This window comes from Rhizobium leguminosarum bv. trifolii WSM2297 (assembly GCF_000271845.1).
In genome coordinates, this window is sequence record NZ_JH719395.1 from 2,107,923 (window position 1) to 2,123,551 (window position 15,629).

The 15,629-nt window shown below is 61.3% G+C and carries 15 protein-coding genes; 7 read left to right on the forward strand and 8 right to left on the reverse strand.

Features of this window, described 5'->3' with window-relative positions; translation table 11 throughout:
* Position 1: 1 nt before the first annotated feature.
* A complete protein-coding gene (clpS, locus tag RLEG4DRAFT_RS25650; RefSeq protein WP_003581159.1) occupies positions 2-313 on the reverse strand; it encodes an ATP-dependent Clp protease adapter ClpS in 312 nt (103 codons plus the stop codon).
* 320 nt (positions 314-633) lie between these two features.
* Here clpS and ychF point away from each other — a divergent pair, with 320 nt between their 5' ends.
* The gene (gene ychF, locus RLEG4DRAFT_RS25655) at positions 634-1,737 is read left to right on the forward strand and encodes a redox-regulated ATPase YchF (RefSeq protein ID WP_003581160.1); all 1,104 of its coding nucleotides are present in this window, start codon (positions 634-636) and stop codon (positions 1,735-1,737) included.
* An 18-nt stretch (positions 1,738-1,755) separates the two neighbouring features.
* On the opposite strand, the gene RLEG4DRAFT_RS25660 is transcribed toward ychF, so the two are convergent.
* Positions 1,756-2,826, reverse strand: coding sequence for a hypothetical protein (locus RLEG4DRAFT_RS25660; RefSeq protein WP_003581161.1), 1,071 nt, complete (start codon positions 2,824-2,826; stop codon positions 1,756-1,758).
* Between the two features lie 191 nt (positions 2,827-3,017).
* Here RLEG4DRAFT_RS25660 and RLEG4DRAFT_RS25665 point away from each other — a divergent pair, with 191 nt between their 5' ends.
* Both RLEG4DRAFT_RS25665 and RLEG4DRAFT_RS25670 read left to right on the forward strand, forming a co-directional pair.
* Positions 3,018-3,482, forward strand: a complete 465-nt coding sequence (locus tag RLEG4DRAFT_RS25665; protein WP_003581162.1) for a MaoC family dehydratase — start codon at positions 3,018-3,020, stop codon at positions 3,480-3,482.
* Positions 3,479-3,946, forward strand: a complete 468-nt coding sequence (locus tag RLEG4DRAFT_RS25670) for a MaoC family dehydratase (protein ID WP_003581164.1) — start codon at positions 3,479-3,481, stop codon at positions 3,944-3,946. The genes RLEG4DRAFT_RS25665 and RLEG4DRAFT_RS25670 overlap by 4 nt, the downstream gene beginning before the upstream one ends.
* Before the next feature lie 18 nt (positions 3,947-3,964).
* Here the strand turns inward: RLEG4DRAFT_RS25670 and RLEG4DRAFT_RS25675 are convergent, their stop codons facing one another.
* From RLEG4DRAFT_RS25675 to petA, 4 genes are all read right to left on the reverse strand, one after another.
* Positions 3,965-4,510: an adenine phosphoribosyltransferase gene (locus RLEG4DRAFT_RS25675; protein ID WP_003581166.1), complete on the reverse strand. Its 546-nt coding sequence runs from the start codon at positions 4,508-4,510 to the stop codon at positions 3,965-3,967.
* A gap of 187 nt (positions 4,511-4,697) precedes the next feature.
* The gene (locus RLEG4DRAFT_RS25680) at positions 4,698-5,582 is read right to left on the reverse strand and encodes a cytochrome c1 (protein ID WP_003581168.1); all 885 of its coding nucleotides are present in this window, start codon (positions 5,580-5,582) and stop codon (positions 4,698-4,700) included.
* Between the two features lie 25 nt (positions 5,583-5,607).
* Positions 5,608-6,888 (reverse strand): cytochrome b, encoded by a 1,281-nt coding sequence (locus tag RLEG4DRAFT_RS25685; RefSeq protein ID WP_003565522.1) that lies wholly within the window; start codon positions 6,886-6,888, stop codon positions 5,608-5,610.
* A 14-nt stretch (positions 6,889-6,902) separates the two neighbouring features.
* A complete protein-coding gene (petA, locus tag RLEG4DRAFT_RS25690; protein ID WP_003565524.1) occupies positions 6,903-7,481 on the reverse strand; it encodes a ubiquinol-cytochrome c reductase iron-sulfur subunit in 579 nt (192 codons plus the stop codon).
* A gap of 285 nt (positions 7,482-7,766) precedes the next feature.
* Here petA and RLEG4DRAFT_RS25695 point away from each other — a divergent pair, with 285 nt between their 5' ends.
* On the forward strand, positions 7,767-8,699 hold the full coding sequence (locus RLEG4DRAFT_RS25695) for an endonuclease/exonuclease/phosphatase family protein (protein WP_003581170.1): 933 nt from the start codon (positions 7,767-7,769) through the stop codon (positions 8,697-8,699).
* Here RLEG4DRAFT_RS25695 and RLEG4DRAFT_RS25700 read toward each other — a convergent pair.
* Complete coding sequence (locus RLEG4DRAFT_RS25700) at positions 8,655-10,568, reverse strand: ABC transporter ATP-binding protein (protein ID WP_003581171.1); 1,914 nt, start codon at positions 10,566-10,568, stop codon at positions 8,655-8,657. The two genes, RLEG4DRAFT_RS25695 and RLEG4DRAFT_RS25700, sit on opposite strands and share 45 nt — an antisense overlap.
* A 160-nt stretch (positions 10,569-10,728) precedes the next feature.
* On the opposite strand from RLEG4DRAFT_RS25700, the gene RLEG4DRAFT_RS25705 reads away from it, so the two are divergent.
* On the forward strand, positions 10,729-10,959 hold the full coding sequence (locus RLEG4DRAFT_RS25705) for a CopG family ribbon-helix-helix protein (RefSeq protein ID WP_003581172.1): 231 nt from the start codon (positions 10,729-10,731) through the stop codon (positions 10,957-10,959).
* 111 nt (positions 10,960-11,070) lie between these two features.
* On the opposite strand, the gene RLEG4DRAFT_RS25710 is transcribed toward RLEG4DRAFT_RS25705, so the two are convergent.
* Complete coding sequence (locus RLEG4DRAFT_RS25710) at positions 11,071-12,927, reverse strand: ABC transporter ATP-binding protein (RefSeq protein ID WP_003581173.1); 1,857 nt, start codon at positions 12,925-12,927, stop codon at positions 11,071-11,073.
* 385 nt (positions 12,928-13,312) lie between these two features.
* On the opposite strand from RLEG4DRAFT_RS25710, the gene RLEG4DRAFT_RS25715 reads away from it, so the two are divergent.
* Together RLEG4DRAFT_RS25715 and RLEG4DRAFT_RS25720 are read left to right on the forward strand one after the other, a co-directional pair.
* Positions 13,313-13,774: a tRNA (cytidine(34)-2'-O)-methyltransferase gene (locus tag RLEG4DRAFT_RS25715; protein ID WP_003581174.1), complete on the forward strand. Its 462-nt coding sequence runs from the start codon at positions 13,313-13,315 to the stop codon at positions 13,772-13,774.
* 208 nt (positions 13,775-13,982) lie between these two features.
* Positions 13,983-15,629: a Na/Pi cotransporter family protein gene (locus RLEG4DRAFT_RS25720; RefSeq protein WP_003581175.1), complete on the forward strand. Its 1,647-nt coding sequence runs from the start codon at positions 13,983-13,985 to the stop codon at positions 15,627-15,629.

Consider the following 15,629-nt stretch of genomic DNA (forward strand, 5'->3'; position numbering starts at 1 on the left):
CCTATTCCTCCGGCTCGGTGGTGAACATCAGCGGAAAGCCCATCTCCTTGGCGAGATCGATACCCTCCTTGGCCTTGGTCTCGGCGATGTCCCTGGCACAGACCACGACCACGCAGGAACCGAGCTTGTGGGCGGTCATCATCACCCGGTAACCCGCTTCCTCGCTCATGCGGAAGACGACCTTCAGGATCACGATGACGAATTCGCGCGGCGTATAATCGTCATTGACGAGAATGACCTTGTAGAGCTTCGGCTTGTCCAGCTTCGGCTTCACCTTGCTCTTCGGTTTCAGGGCAACGTCGTTGTCACTCATCGGAAAAATCCACCGGTTGATGACATGGGGTCAAGAATCTTCAAAACCAATTAATCGAGATCGATGACGAATTTTCGACAGCCATCAGTCGCGGTTCCCGGCCTTAAACAGGCCGGAACTGGCCACTGGCTTTGACATCGAGATAGTCAGCCGCATTCTGGCGAAATCCGCAATGCGTCAAAATCATCGTCGCTTTCAAGAATAGGACAGCACCGATCGATCGACAAGTCAGCGACGCTAAAAGCTCTCTAAGACTTGACCATATTGCTCCTTTATCCCATAGGCAGCCACAAGGAATTCAAGAACAGCAGGTTTTAGCCATGGGCTTCAAATGCGGCATCGTCGGTCTGCCGAACGTCGGCAAATCGACCCTCTTCAACGCACTCACCAAGACGGCGGCGGCACAGGCGGCGAATTACCCCTTCTGCACCATCGAGCCGAACACCGGCGAAGTCGCCGTTCCCGATCCGCGCATGCGCAAGCTTGCCGACATCGCCAAGTCGAAAGAACTGATCCCGACCCGCATCTCCTTCGTCGACATCGCCGGTCTTGTGCGCGGCGCCTCGAAGGGTGAAGGCCTCGGCAACCAGTTCCTTGCCAACATCCGCGAAGTGGATGCCATCGTCCATGTGCTGCGCTGCTTCGAAGACAGCGACATCACCCATGTCGAGGGCCGCATCAACCCGGTCGCCGATGCCGAGACGATCGAGACCGAGCTGATGCTCGCCGACCTCGAAAGTCTGGAGCGCCGCACCGAGCAGACGCGAAAGCGCGCCACCAGCAAGGACAAGGAATCGATGGCGATGCTGCCGATCATGGAAGCGTCGCTGAAGCTGCTCAATGAAGGCAAGCCGGTTCGCACGCTGCTGTCGACGCTCGATGCCGAGGAGATCGTCATCCTCAAGGGCCTCAATCTCCTGACCTCGCATCCGGTGCTCTATGTCTGCAACGTCGCTGAGGCCGAGGCTTCGACCGGCAATGAATTCACCGAGGCCGTCGCCGTCATGGCAAGGGAACAGGGTGCCGAAACCGTCGTCATCTCGGCGGCGATCGAGGCTGAGGTCGCCCAACTTCCCGAGGATGAGGCCAAGGAATTCCTCTCCGCCCTCGACCTTGATGAGGCCGGCCTCGACCGGCTGATCCGCGCCGGCTACAAGCTGCTCCACCTCATCACCTATTTCACCGTCGGCCCTAAGGAAACGCGCGCCTGGACGATCGAGCGCGGCACCAAGGCGCCGCAGGCCGCCGGCGTCATCCATTCGGATTTCGAGCGCGGTTTCATCCGCGCCAACACCATCGCCTATGACGACTACATCAAATACAACGGCGAAGTCGGCGCCAAGGATGCCGGCAAGGCGCGCGACGAAGGCAAGGAATACGTCGTCCAGGACGGCGACGTCATCCACTTCCGTTTCAATACCTGATCGGAATTGACTGCCGCCTCAACCGGGCGGCAGTCTCTGTGAAATAGCGGCCGGCAGCGCGCGTAGCACAAGACGGCGCAGCGGCATCCATCCCGTTCCGACAATGAGCACGATGGCGCCGACGACGATCAGCGTCGTGTAGATGTAGGTGTCGACAGTCGCGCTCCCGTGTCGGAAGACGCTGAAGATCGCAGCGCCGAGCGACAGCAGCCCCGAGGTGACGAAGGCGCGGCGGTCGATGACGAGGCCGATCAGCATCAGCGCCGCCACCGTCGCGACGACCACGGGCGTCCGGGCCGACACGTTCGCCAAGTCGAAGATATGGCCGCCTTCCCCCAGAGACAGCAGGGAAACAGTGCTGTAAAGCAGCGCCGGCGCGGCGCCGAGATGCAGCCAGAAAGCGATATCCGAACGCGTCGTCCGGCGCAGCCGGTCGCCAAGATCGAAATAGAGCGCCGTCGCGAAAAGCCCGAGCGCGCAAACGAGGGAGACCGCAGCCAGCACGGCAAGATGGTCGACGAAAAATGCAGGATTGCCGCTCAGCCACTGCACCAAGCGCAAAAGCAGGGTGAGGACCAAGGCAAGCGTCGACATGATCGAGAGCGCCAGCGACAAGGGCACGCGATAGCGGGCATAGTAGAGGCCGAGAAGGATCGGGAAACCGGCGACGAACTGCGTCAGCTCCGACCCGATTTCGGAGGTCCACGGCGTGAAGACGTGGGACATCAGCAAAAACGTCCAGCAGAACAGCGCGATCGTCAGCGCGACGGCCGGCAAGGCGAGCCGCTGGCGGCGGACCAGGATTTCCGAAAGCACGATAATGGCAGGCGGCACGGCATAAAGCGGCGCAAGGCCCCAGAGGCCGACGAGCGCGACGATGACGCCGATGGTGATCAGCACGTCGTGGAAGCCGCGCACGAAGCGCGGCGTCTCGGTATCCGACCAGGCCGGCCCCTCGGCCGCCAGTGCCGGTGCCTCGGCGACGGCCACGCCCCGATCGATGAGGAACGGCAACAGGCGCCCGCCCGCCTCCGGCGAAATCAACCCTTGGCGCGCCGCCTCGTCGAGTATCGACCTTAGTTCCGTCATACCGGTTTATCTCCCCGGAATCATTGAGCCCGCGCGGATGCTATTGTAAGCACTAGAGCATGATGCCAAAAAGTGTAAGCGGTTTTCGGACGACATCCTGCTCTAACTCTTTAATGTAGAACAGGATTCAGATTTTTGGGCCGACCGGCCTAAACACCTGTTCTAGGCGCTGCATATGGCGGGAGGAGCGAATGTCCGCAGAAAAGCTTTCCCTCGAGGATTTTGAGCCTGGTCGCCGCTTCACCCTCGGGCCGAAGCTGGTGCTGGCCGAGGAAATCATAGAGTTTGCCCGGGAATTCGACCCGCAGCCGATGCATCTCGACGAGGCCGCAGGCCGCGCCAGCATTCTCGGCGGGCTTGCCGCCTCCGGCTGGCACACGTCTGCGATGCTGATGCGCATGATGGCCGACAGCTATATTCTAAACGCGCTCTGCGAGGGTGCGCCGGGCATCGATCTGATGGAATGGCGAAAGCCGGTGCTGGCCGGCGATACGCTGCAGGGTCACTCGACCGTGCTCGAAGCCCGGCCGATGCGCTCGCGTCCCGGCATCGGCATTGCCAAGCTCCGCCACGAGGTGGAAAACCAGCGCGGCGAACTCGTTTGTCTCTCGGAGAACTCGGTGATGATCCGCATGCGCCCGGAGATTACAGCATGAGAATGTCCGAGCTTTACGCCATCGGCGAGACGGCCGAGATCGGCAGCTACACCTTCACCGAAGACAACATCATCCGCTTCGCAGAGCGCTACGATCCGCAGCGTTTTCACGTCGACAAGGACGCCGCCAAGGACACCCTTTTCGGCGGCCTCTGCGCTTCCGGCTGGCACACCACCGCTGCCTGGATGCGGACCTTCCTCGCCTTCTGGAAAAGTCAGAGCGTCGCGCTTGCGCAAAAGGGCCTGAAGGCGCCGAACCTCGGCCCCTCGCCGGGCTTCCAGAAACTGCAATGGCTGCGGCCGATTTTCCCGGGCGACGTCGTGAGCTATTCCGTCGCCCTCCTCTCCAGCCGGCCGCTCGCGTCGCGGCCGGGCTGGCACCTCAACACCATCCTTTGCGAGGGCGTCAATCAGAACGGCGAACCCGTCATGCGCTTCGAAAGCGGTGTGCTGGAATTCGACTAACCTCGTCGGAATGCCGGCTCAGTGGCCGGAGAATTCGACCAGCGTGTGCACGACGACACCAAGCTCTTCCAGTTTTTTGCGACCGCCAAGATCCGGCAGGTCGATGACGAAGCAGGCGCCGACTACCTCAGCGCCAATCTGGCGCAGCAGCTTGGTCGCGCCCACGGCCGTACCGCCGGTGGCGATCAGGTCGTCGACCAGGATCACCTTCTCGCCGGGCTGTACCGCATCGCGATGCATCTCCATCTCGTCGACGCCATATTCCAGGCTGTAGGCGATGCGCACCGTCTCATGCGGCAGCTTGCCCTTCTTGCGGATCGGCACGAAGCCGGAGGAAAGCTGATGCGCCACCGCGCCACCGAGAATGAAGCCGCGCGCCTCCATGCCGGCGATCTTATCGATCTTCGTGCCCGCATAGGGTTGCACGAGTTCATCGACCGCCCGGCGAAACGCACGGGGGTTGCCGAGCAAGGTGGTGATGTCGCGGAAAATGATGCCGGGCTTGGGGTAATCTGGAATGGAGCGGATGCTGGCTGCGAGTTCCGAAGTTGTATTCTTGTCCATGGAAAGTCCATATCTGCGTGCGCATGAAATCTGAGCATGATGCCGAAAAGTGTGAGCGGCTTTCGGACGACATCATGCCCTAACCATTAAATTGGAACAGGATGGCGGCACCCTATCAATTGCCAGGGGCGGAACCAACAAAAAAGGCGGCTCTCAAGCCGCCTTTCAAAATTCCGGCAAGGAGCGCTCAATGCTCCTTATTGGCGTAGACCGAGCGCTTCGTCAGATAGATCAGCACCGTGAAGATCGCCAGGAAGACCATGACCATGAAACCGGTACGCTTGCGCTCCTCAAGATGCGGCTCGGCGGCCCACATCAGGAAGGAAGAGACGTCCTTGGAATACTGGTCGACGGTCTGCGGCGCGCCGTCGTCATAGGTCACTTGGCCGTCCGACAGCGGCTTCGGCATGGCGAGGACGGCGGCAGCATGGAAATACGGGTTGTAATGTCCACCCTGCGGCACCTGGAAACCGGCCGGCGGCTCTTCATAACCAGTCAGCAGCGCGTGGATATAGTCCGGGCCGTTTTCCTGATACTGGGTGAAGATGTCGAAGACGAATTGCGGGAAGCCGCGTTCGACTTCGCGGGCCTTGGCGATCAGCGAAAAGTCAGGCGGCGCCGCGCCGTTGTTCGAAGCGGCGGCCGCCTCGGCATTGGCGAAAGGCGCCGGGAAGTGATCGGAAGGGACCGCCTTGCGGGTAAACATCTCGCCGGCAGCATTCGGCCCGTCCTGGACCTCGTAATTCGCGGCGAAAGCCTTGACCTGCGCCTCGTTATAGCCGAGCTCGTCGAGCATGCGGAAAGGCACGAGGTTCATCGAATGACAGGCCGAACAGACTTCGGTGTAGACCTTGAGGCCGCGCTGAAGCTGAGCCTTGTCGTAATGGCCGAACGGGCCGGCAAAACTCCACTCCTCCTCTTTCGGCTCCTTCAGCGGATAGTGCGGCGTCGCACCTTCCTCGTGATGGGCGGGTGCTGCTCCATTGGCGGGTGTCGCTTCCTGGGCGAAGGCGGCGCTGCCGAGGACGGCAGCGACTGCGAGCGAAAGAATGCTTGCAACAAGCGTTTTCATATTTCTGTTTCCTTCCGCCGCGCGCTTATGCATTGGCCGCTGCATTGGCAGCAACTGTCTTGTTGCGCTTTTCGAGCACCGCTTCGGTGATCGAGTTCGGGATGCGACGCGGTGTTTCCACCAGGCCGAGAACTGGCATCGCGACCAGGAAGAAAGCGAAGTAGAGCAGCGTGCAGATCTGCGAAATCGTCGTGAACAGGCCTTCCGCCGGTTGCGAACCGAGCCAGCCGAGGATGATCGCATTGATCACGAACAGCCAGTAGAACAGCTTGTACCAGGGACGGTAGACGGCAGAGCGGACCTTGGAGGTGTCGAGCCAGGGCAGGAAGAACAGCACGATGATCGCGCCGAACATCACCAGCACGCCGCCGAGCTTGGAGTCGATCGGACCGACGTTGAAGGTGATCGAGCGCAGCATCGCGTAAAACGGCAGGAAGTACCATTCCGGAACGATGTGGGCCGGCGTCTTCAGCGGGTCGGCCGGAATGTAGTTGTCGGCGTGACCGAGGAAGTTCGGCAGGTAGAAGACGAAATAAGCATAGACCAGCAGGAAGACGGAGACGCCGAGCGCATCCTTCATCGTCGCATAAGGCGTGAAACGCACCGTGTCCGTTTTCGTCTTGACCTCGATGCCGGTCGGGTTCGTCTGGCCGGTGACGTGCAGCGCCCAGATGTGGAGGACGACGACGCCGGCGATCATGAAGGGCAGCAGGTAGTGCAGCGAGAAGAAGCGGTTCAGCGTCGGCTGATCGACGGCGAAGCCGCCAAGCAGGAACTGCTGGATCCATTCGCCGACCAGCGGGAAGGCCGAGAAGAAGCCGGTGATGACGGTCGCGCCCCAGAAGGACATCTGCCCCCAGGGCAGAACATAACCCATGAAGCCGGTCGCCATCATCAGGAGGTAGATGACGACGCCGAGGATCCAGAGGATCTCGCGGGGCGCCTTGTAGGAACCGTAATAGAGACCGCGGGCAATGTGCAGGTAAACGGCGACAAAGAAGAAGGAGGCGCCGTTGGCATGCATATAGCGCAGCAGCCAGCCGTGGTTGACGTCGCGCATGATCTTTTCAACGGAGTTGAAGGCCAGCGTCGTGTCGGCGGCATAATGCATGGCGAGCGTCACGCCCGTCAGGATCTGCACGATCAGCATGACGGCGAGCATGGCGCCGAACGTATAGGCATAGTTCAGGTTTCTGGGAACCGGATATGCGATGAAGCTGTCATAGACCATGCGCGGCAAAGGCAGGCGCGCATCGACCCATTTCTCAAGGCCGGTTGACGGCTCGTAGCTGGAATGGCCACTCATTAATCAGTCTCCCCTCAACCGATCTTGATTTTGGTATCGGATATAAATGAAAAGGTTGGAATCGCCAGATTCTGCGGCGCAGGACCCTTACGAATGCGGCCGGCCGTATCGTAGACCGAGCCATGGCAAGGACAGAACCAACCATTATATTCGCCGGCCTGGCCGAGCGGCACGCAGCCGAGATGGGTGCAGGTGCCGATCATGACGATCCAGTTTTCCTTGTCCTTGCCACCGGACCGGTCGACACCCGTTGCCTGAGCCTCTGGAGGCAGGTTGGCATTGCGGGCGACCGGGTCCTTGAGATCGGCCAGCGGAACATCGGCGGCGGCCTTCACTTCTTCAGGCGTACGGTTGCGAATGAAGATCGGCTTGCCGCGCCACTTGACCGTCAATGACATGCCGGGCTCGAGGCTCGCGACATCGACTTCGATGGAGGCCAGCGCCAGCGTCGACGCATCCGGGCGCATCTGGTCGATGAACGGCCAGGCAACCGCGACGGCGCCGACAGCGCCCGCCATACCAGTGGTGAGATAAAGGAAATCACGGCGAGTAGGCTCTGTCGAAGCCTCGCTTGTCGTTACGTGTTCGCTCACGGCCTAACCATCCTCTGCGCAATTATTGCGGAATTCCGCCCTGCCCCCTCTGCCGGCGAATCGATCTGGACACAATTCGGCCATAGATTCCCCGGCAATCCGGCGCGTTCTAAGCTTGATCGCAAATTATGTCCAGCCTTGGCAAGGGGACGAGGGCACAATGTCGCGGGAATTTCCGATGAATTTTTTAAGGCAAACACGAGCTTGCCCTTATGCTGCATTGCAACAAAAACCCCACCATGATAGGCGCAGTCGCAGCCACGCCAGCAAGCCGGACCGGAGCGGATGAGAGACACGATTTTTTGCGTATTCAGCGTTCTCACCACCCTCGTGCTCGCCATCGTCTCGCTGCGCTACGTCAAAGATTTCTATCTGCTTTCTTTCTTTTACAGCTTCCAGGTCCATCTGGCAGTGGCCGCAGCGGCGGCATCTGTCGCAGCCTTTCTCGTCAAGCGGCACTGGTATGCGCTGCTGACGCTTGGAGTATCCGTGGTCCTTGCCACCCACGGTGTCGTGATGATGCGCGAATTCGTCGAACCCGCCGTCGAAAAAAACCGCCCGGCCCTGTTCAAGCTGATGTCCTTCAATATCGAGAATGATAATTTCGCCAACGGCCCGGCAATTGCCGACATGGCCATCGCCTCCGGCGCCGATGTCGTCAACATTCTCGAGGCCGAACCGCTGCTGTCGGAACTGCCGCGGTTGCTGAAGACATATCCCTATTACATCGGCTGCGGCGTCGGCATGCAGGAATGCGATACGCTGGTCCTGTCAAAGCGCCCGCTGATCGAGCCCCGCATCCGCAATCTCGGCCTGCTCTGGCGCAACCGGCTGACGATCTCGACGATCGATTTCGACGGTCAGAAGGTCAATTTCCTCGCCGCGCACCTGACCAAACCCTATTATGACGAATTCCACGGCCTTGAGATCGAAGATCTCGCCGAGATCATCCCCACCCTGCCGGGACCGCTCGTCCTCGCCGGTGATTTCAATACGTCTATCCTGGCGCCTGACGTACAGTATCTTATGCGCAGCCAGGGCTTGGGCACGGTATCGCTGGAGCCGGCGACATGGCCGATTGCTGCCGGCGCCTTCGGCATTCCGATCGATCACATCTTCAGCAAAGCGCCACTGCGGCTGACATCGGTGAGCCGCATCAAAGACGGCTTCGGATCAAATCATTTTGGCCTCATGGCGGAATTCGCCATCGCCCCTTGAGACCGCATCCTCGTCCGCCGCGAGGAAGCCGCCGGACTGGCGCGCCCAGAGCTCGGCATAGAGCCCGCCGCGGCGAAGCAGCTGATCATGGCTGCCCTCCTCGATAATGCGGCCGAGATCGACGACGATCAGCCGGTCGAGTGCTGCAATCGTCGACAGCCGATGAGCGATCGCAAGCACAGTCTTGCCCTCCATGATCCGATGGAGATTGGACTGGATCGCTTCCTCGACTTCCGAATCGAGCGCCGAGGTCGCTTCGTCAAGGACGAGGATCGGAGCGTCCTTCAGCATGACGCGGGCAATGGCGATGCGCTGCCGCTGGCCGCCTGACAGTTTCACGCCGCGTTCGCCGACATGCGCATCGAAACCTCTGCGCCCCTGCTGATCCTGCAGGCGCTCGATGAAGTCGATGGCTTCGGCGCGCCTGGCCGCCTCGACCAACCGCTCCTCACCGGCATCCGGCCGTCCGAACAGGATATTGTCGCGCACCGAACGATGCAGCAGCGAGGTATCCTGGCTGACGACGCCGATCTGCATCCTGAGCGATTCCTGCGTCACGGCCGCAATATCCTGGCCGTCGATGAGAATGCGGCCGTCCTGAATGTCATAGAGGCGCAGCAGCAGGTTCATCAGCGTGGACTTGCCCGCACCAGAACGGCCGACGATCCCGACTTTTTCGCCCGGGCGGATTGTCAGGGAGAAATTCTCGACGACCGGCAAGTGACCCTTGCCGTAGCGGAACGAAACATTGTCGAAGCGGATGCCGGGCTGCCGGATCGTCAAGCTCTTTGCATCCGGCCGATCGACGAGCCCCAGAGGCTGGGAGATCAGCTCGGCGGCGTTCTGGATGGTGCCGAGATTGCGCATGATGCCGTTGAACTGCGTCATCAGCCGCCCGAGCAGGAAATTCAGCCTGAGCACCAGCGCCAGCGAGAAGGCCACGGCACCCGAACTGACCATGCCGCGCAGCCAGAGATCGACGCTCAACCCCGCCATCGTCACGATCATCAGGCCGGAGAGCAGCGCCATGGAAGCCCGGACGCCAGTGATGAAGCGGGTGAAGCGCAGCACCGTATCCTGATAGATATCGAAGCCCTCCCGCATGTAGCGGTCGCTTTCCTCGTCGCGGGCAAACAGCTTCAGCGTCTGCATATTGCTGTAGGAATCGACCATCCGGCCGTTCAGCATCGATCCGGCCTCCGCCGTTTCGCGGGAATGACGGCGGATCCTCGGAACAAAGTGGCGGGCAAGCAGGCTGAAGGCGCCAAGCCAGAACAGCACGACGGCGGCGAGCGAAAAGTCCAGCCGGGCGACAAGCACGAGCGTCGTCACCGCATAAATTCCGACGAACCAGACGCTTTCCATCAGCGAGGTGACGAGATCGCCGGTCGCCTGCCCGGCCGACCAGACCTTGGTAACGATGCGTCCGGAGAAATCGCTCTGGAAGAACGATAAAGACTGCCTGGAGACATGGAGATAGGATTGCCAACGTGCTAGATTATAAAAACCAGGCGTGATCACCTGCTGATCGACGAGCGCGATCAGGAAGGCGACGACGAAACGCACCAGGCCGATGAGAGCGAGCATGCCGAACAGCTCGCCGCCATGGGCAGCCAGAAGACCGCTCCAGCCGGCGCCGGGCGTGATACTGCCGAGGATATCGACCAGCCGGCCGACGAACCAGAAAAGTGCCGCCTCGATTGCCGCCGATGTGCCGCCGAGAACGAGCATGGCGACGAAGGGCATCTTCGCCTGGCCGATATAGAACCGAATGAATCCGAGCGTGGAGCCCGGCGGCTGAAGATTGGCGCGCGGACGGAACGGATCGATCCAGGTTTCGAACAGGCGAAGGATGGGGCGCAGGAACATGGAAGCGATATAGGCGGATCGGGAGGAACGGCAAAGAGAAGGAAATGCCGACAAACCTTATATTTTTGTAATGATCGATAACATCGGCGGCATCGCTATTGTTTGCCCCCGAACCGGTCACAATCTGACACTACAATCAAGGCTCACCGGAGAGAGGCCCATGGAAACGAAAATGCTCGATGCGCATATTCCGCTCCCGCTCGCAGCGAGGCTCGAGGCCTTGGCCTTCGATCTGGCGCTGCCGCGCGACGAGATCGTTGCCGAGGCCATCGCCGCCTGGCTCGACCAGGAGGAGCGCCGCCGCATCGTGGCGCTGCGCACGATCGCCGCCGCCAACACCATCGTCCTCATCGAACATGACCGGGTGATCGACTGGGCCGACAGTCTTTGAACGGCATTGGCGGCGAGGCGACGGTCCCGCCTCCCAACAACCGCGTGGCTTGCAAATAGTCCCTGAAAATCAAACGGCCCTCCTCGCTTTCACAGGGAGGGCCAATTTCATTTATTCCGCCGCCTCTTCCGCCTCCTCGGCGTGATCGGAGAGGAAGCCGCCGGACTGGCGGTTCCAGAGGTCGGCGTAGATGCCGCCGCTCTCGACCAGTTCGCTGTGCGAGCCGGCCTCGATGATCCGGCCCTTGTCGAGCACGATCAGCCGGTCCATCTCCGTCAGCGTCGACAGCCGGTGGGCGATCGCGATCACCGTCTTGCCCTCCATCAGGGCGAAGAGGTTTTCCTGGATCGCCGCCTCGACTTCCGAATCGAGCGCCGAAGTCGCCTCGTCGAGCACCAGGATCGGCGCGTCCTTCAGGAAGACGCGGGCGATCGCGATGCGCTGCCGCTGGCCGCCGGAGAGCTTGACGCCGCGTTCGCCGACCTGCGCGTCGAGCCCCGCTCGGCCCTTCATGTCGACGAGCCCTTCGACGAACTCCCAGGCATTCGCGCGCTTGGCAGCCTCGACGATTTCGGCATCCGAGGCGTCGGGACGGCCATAGGCGATGTTGTCGCGGATCGAGCGATGCAGCAGCGAGGTGTCCTGCGTCACCACGCCGATCAGCGAGCGCAGGCTTTCCTGCGAGACACCGGCAATATCCTGCCCGTCGATGGTGATGCGGCCGCCCTCCAGATCGTAGAAACGCAGCAGCAGGGTCATCAGCGTCGTCTTGCCGGCGCCGGAGCGCCCGACGAGGCCGACCTTCTCGCCCGCCTTGATGTCGAGCGACAGGTTGTCGATGACGACTTTGCTCTTGCCGTAGTGGAAGCGGATGCGGTCGTAGTGGATCGCACCCTTCTTCGCCGTCAAGACAGGCGCTCCCGGCTTGTCGACGATGTCGTGCTGTTTGCTCATCATCTCCATGCCGTCATAGACCGTGCCAATATTCTCAAACAGCGCCGAGACTTCCCACATGATCCATTGCGACATGCCGTTGACGCGCATCGCAAGGCCGATGGCGATGGCGATGGCGCCGACCGAGATCGCCCCGTTCAGCCAGAACCAGAGCGACAGGCTGGAGACGACGAAGAGCGCAACGCAGTTGTTCAGGTAGACGCTGATGTGGAACAGCGTCACCTTGCGCATCTGCTTGTGCACGGTCTGCAGGAACTCGTCCATGCCCTCCTTGGCATAGACCTCCTCGCGGCCGGCATGCGAAAACAGCTTGACGGTGGCGATGTTGGTGTAGCTGTCGACCACGCGCCCCGTCATCATCGAGCGTGCATCCGCCTGCGCCGCCGCGATCTTGCGAAGCCGCGGCACAAAATAGGCGACGATGCCGATATAGATGGCGAGCCAGACGAGGATCGGGATCATCAGCCGCCAGTCGGCCGCGGCAATCACGATGATCATCGTCAGGAAATAGCTGACGACATAGACGAAGACGTCGAGGATCTTCATCACCGTTTCGCGCACGGCAAGCGAGGTCTGCATCACCTTGGTCGCGACACGCCCGGCAAACTCGTTGGCGAAGAACGTCATGCTGTGGCGCAGCAGGAAGCGGTGCATCTGCCAGCGCGCGCTCATCGGATAATTGCCGAGCAGCATCTGGTGCATGATGAGGGAATCGAGCCCGGCCGCCAGCGGCAAGCCAACCAACACCAGCGCCGCCATCCAGAAAAGCTTGTGGCCCTCCGTCTGCAGGAAGGTGGCGCGGTCGGCATTCGTCAGCCAGTCGACGATATCGCCGAGGAACTGGAAGAGCGCCACTTCGCCGACGGCGATCGAGGCCGTCAGCATCGCCATCAGGCAGAGCCAGGGCGCTGCCGGCTTGCTGTAATGCCAGCAAAAGGCAAAAAGACCCTTCGGCGGAGCGACAGGCTCCTCGCTCGGAAAGGGGTTGAGTCGCTGTTCGAACCAGCCAAACATGAAATTGCTCCGAAACGTCAGCGTTTCGGCTCCCGGCTTCGCGCCATCCCAGCGCCATGCAAGCACATATGGGAACCGAACGTTCAAGGGGCGAGGCTGAAACAGCCGCACAATGGATCAAAAAGGGGGATTCAGTAGGAAAGGCGCACTAGCGGCGGCGTGTCGCCGTAATCGGCATCACGGCGGGAAAGCGCATATCGAGCAAAATATTCATGACGGCCCTCCCTGCTGGCGATTGAAGCTGTGCATGGATAACGCGAAAATCGCGAAATTTCCAGCCCTATAATGACGTAAATGGAACGTGTCCGGGCCAAACCGTGCCCTGTTGCGGCAAAATCGCAGTTGCTTTAGGTCTCACCCGTTCAAACGAAATAAGCGGCGTGTGATGACCGACCTCAGATTGGCACTCTACCAGCCGGATATCCCCGGCAATACCGGCACGATCCTGCGTCTTGCCGCCTGCCTGGGCTTTACGGTCGATCTGATCGAACCGGCCGGGTTCGACGTTTCCGACCGCAACCTGAAGCGATCAGGCATGGATTATATCGCCGCCGCCGCGCTGACCCGCCATGTCAACTGGGAGCGCTTCGAGGCGTGGCGCGCCACGACCGGCCGCCGCCTGATCCTCGCCTCAACCAAGGCGGCCGATCGTTACACCGACCTGGTCTTCCGTTCGGACGACATCCTGCTTTTCGGGCGCGAAAGCGCCGGCGTGCCGGATCATGTGCGGGAAACCGCCGATGCCCGCATCCTGATCCCGATGGTCGAGGGCCAGCGGTCCATCAACGTCGCCGTCTCCGCCGCAATGATCGTCGGCGAAGCGATGCGCCAGACGGTCTGGGCTTGACCGTCTGGACGTGACCCGGCGCCGGCGGAATGTCCGATAGGCTCCGGCCTGCGTCGGAAAAGGCCGTTGTCAATCCGTCAAATCGGTCTATATTTATTAGCCGAGCAAACAAAAATATCGCATAGCCTCCGTGTTTTCAACAGCTTGCGGAGACTCTGCCCAGGCCAGCGCTTCTGCACACAGATGAAAGAAGAATAAAAACAAGAAAATGGATTCCACAGTCATCATGATCAACCTGTTCGGTGCCGTGGCCTTGCTGCTGTTCGGCCTTGCGCAGGTGAAGGACGGCGTGTCCAGGGCCTTCGGCGCACGGCTCAGAACAGGGTTGGCCACCGGCACGCGCGGCGGTTTTCGTTCGTTTCTGTCCGGTCTCGTCGCGACCATCGCGCTGCAGAGCTCCACGGCGACGGCGCTGATGACCGCATCCTTCGTCGAGCGTGATCTGATCAAGCCGCGTATGGCGCAGATCGTCCTGCTCGGCGCCAATGTCGGCACCGCGATCACCGCCTGGATTGTCGCCACCGGCATCGAATGGCTCTCCCCCCTCCTGATCCTCTTTGGCATCGTGCTTTACCGCGGCCGCTCCAGCACGCGTCAGGGCGGCGGCGCAGCGCTGATCGGCATCGGGTTGATGCTGCTGTCGCTGCATCTCCTCGGCCTTGCGACCGAGCCGATGCGCGCCTCCCCCGCTCTCGCCGCCTTTATCGGCCTGCTGGACGGCGCCCTGCCCGTGGCGCTGCTCTTCTCGGCAGCCCTCGCCTTCCTATCCTCGTCCAGCCTGGCAGTGGTGGTGCTTATCCTGTCGCTCGCCTCGGCGGGCCTCGTCTCGGCTGAACTCGTTATCGTGCTCGTGCTCGGCGCCAACCTCGGCGGTGCGATCCCGCCCGTTATCGCGACATTGTCCGGCCCGGTTTCGGCGCGACGCGTCACCCTCGGCAATCTCGCGGTCCGCGCGCTCGGCTGCTTCATCGCCTTGCCGCTGGCCGGCTATGGCGCCGAACTCATCCAGATGCTGCCCTTCGGCCCGGCCAAGCTGCCGGTCGACGCGCATCTCGCCTTCAACCTTCTGCTCGCAGCCTTGGCCTGGCCTTTTTCCCGGCCGCTCGCCACCTTGATGGCCCGGCTGGTGCCGGATCAGCCGGAGCCTGACAACGCCCCGAAATATCTCGATGCGCAGGAGCTTTCGACACCCGTCATTGCCCTGACCAGCGCCACCCGCGAAGTGCTCGGCGTCGGCGACCTGATCGAGCGCATGCTGGTCAGGGTCTCAGAAGCCTTCGAGCAGAATGATGCCGGCAAACTTGCCGAAATCCCGGCTCTCGAAGAGCGCGTCGACCGGCTGCAGCAGGCGGTGAAGGTCTATCTCTCGAAGCTCGGCCGCGAGGGGCTCAGCGACGAAAACGCCCGCCGCTCGATTGTCGTCATCGACTACGCGATCAATCTCGAACATATGGGCGACATCATCGAGAAAGGCTTGCGGGAGGAGGTGGCGAAGAAGATCTCGCTCGGCCTGAAATTCTCCGACGACGGCCATCAGGAACTGCGCAAGCTGTTCGATTTGACGATCGACAATCTGCGCGTCGCCCAGACGATCTTCGTCACCCGCGATTTCAATCTCGCGCGTCAGATGATGGAGGTAAAGGTCGAGGTGCGCCGGATGGAGAAGCAATCGGCCGAGCGCCATCTCGAACGCCTGCGCGACGGCCGCGCCGACAGCCTGCAGACGAGTTCGCTGCATCTCGACATGCTGCGCGACCTGAAGCGCATCAACGCCCATATCGTCTCGGTGGCGCATCCGATCATGGACGAGAGCGGCCTCTTGATCGAAAGCCGCGTGCGGCCCGCGGCCGAGTGA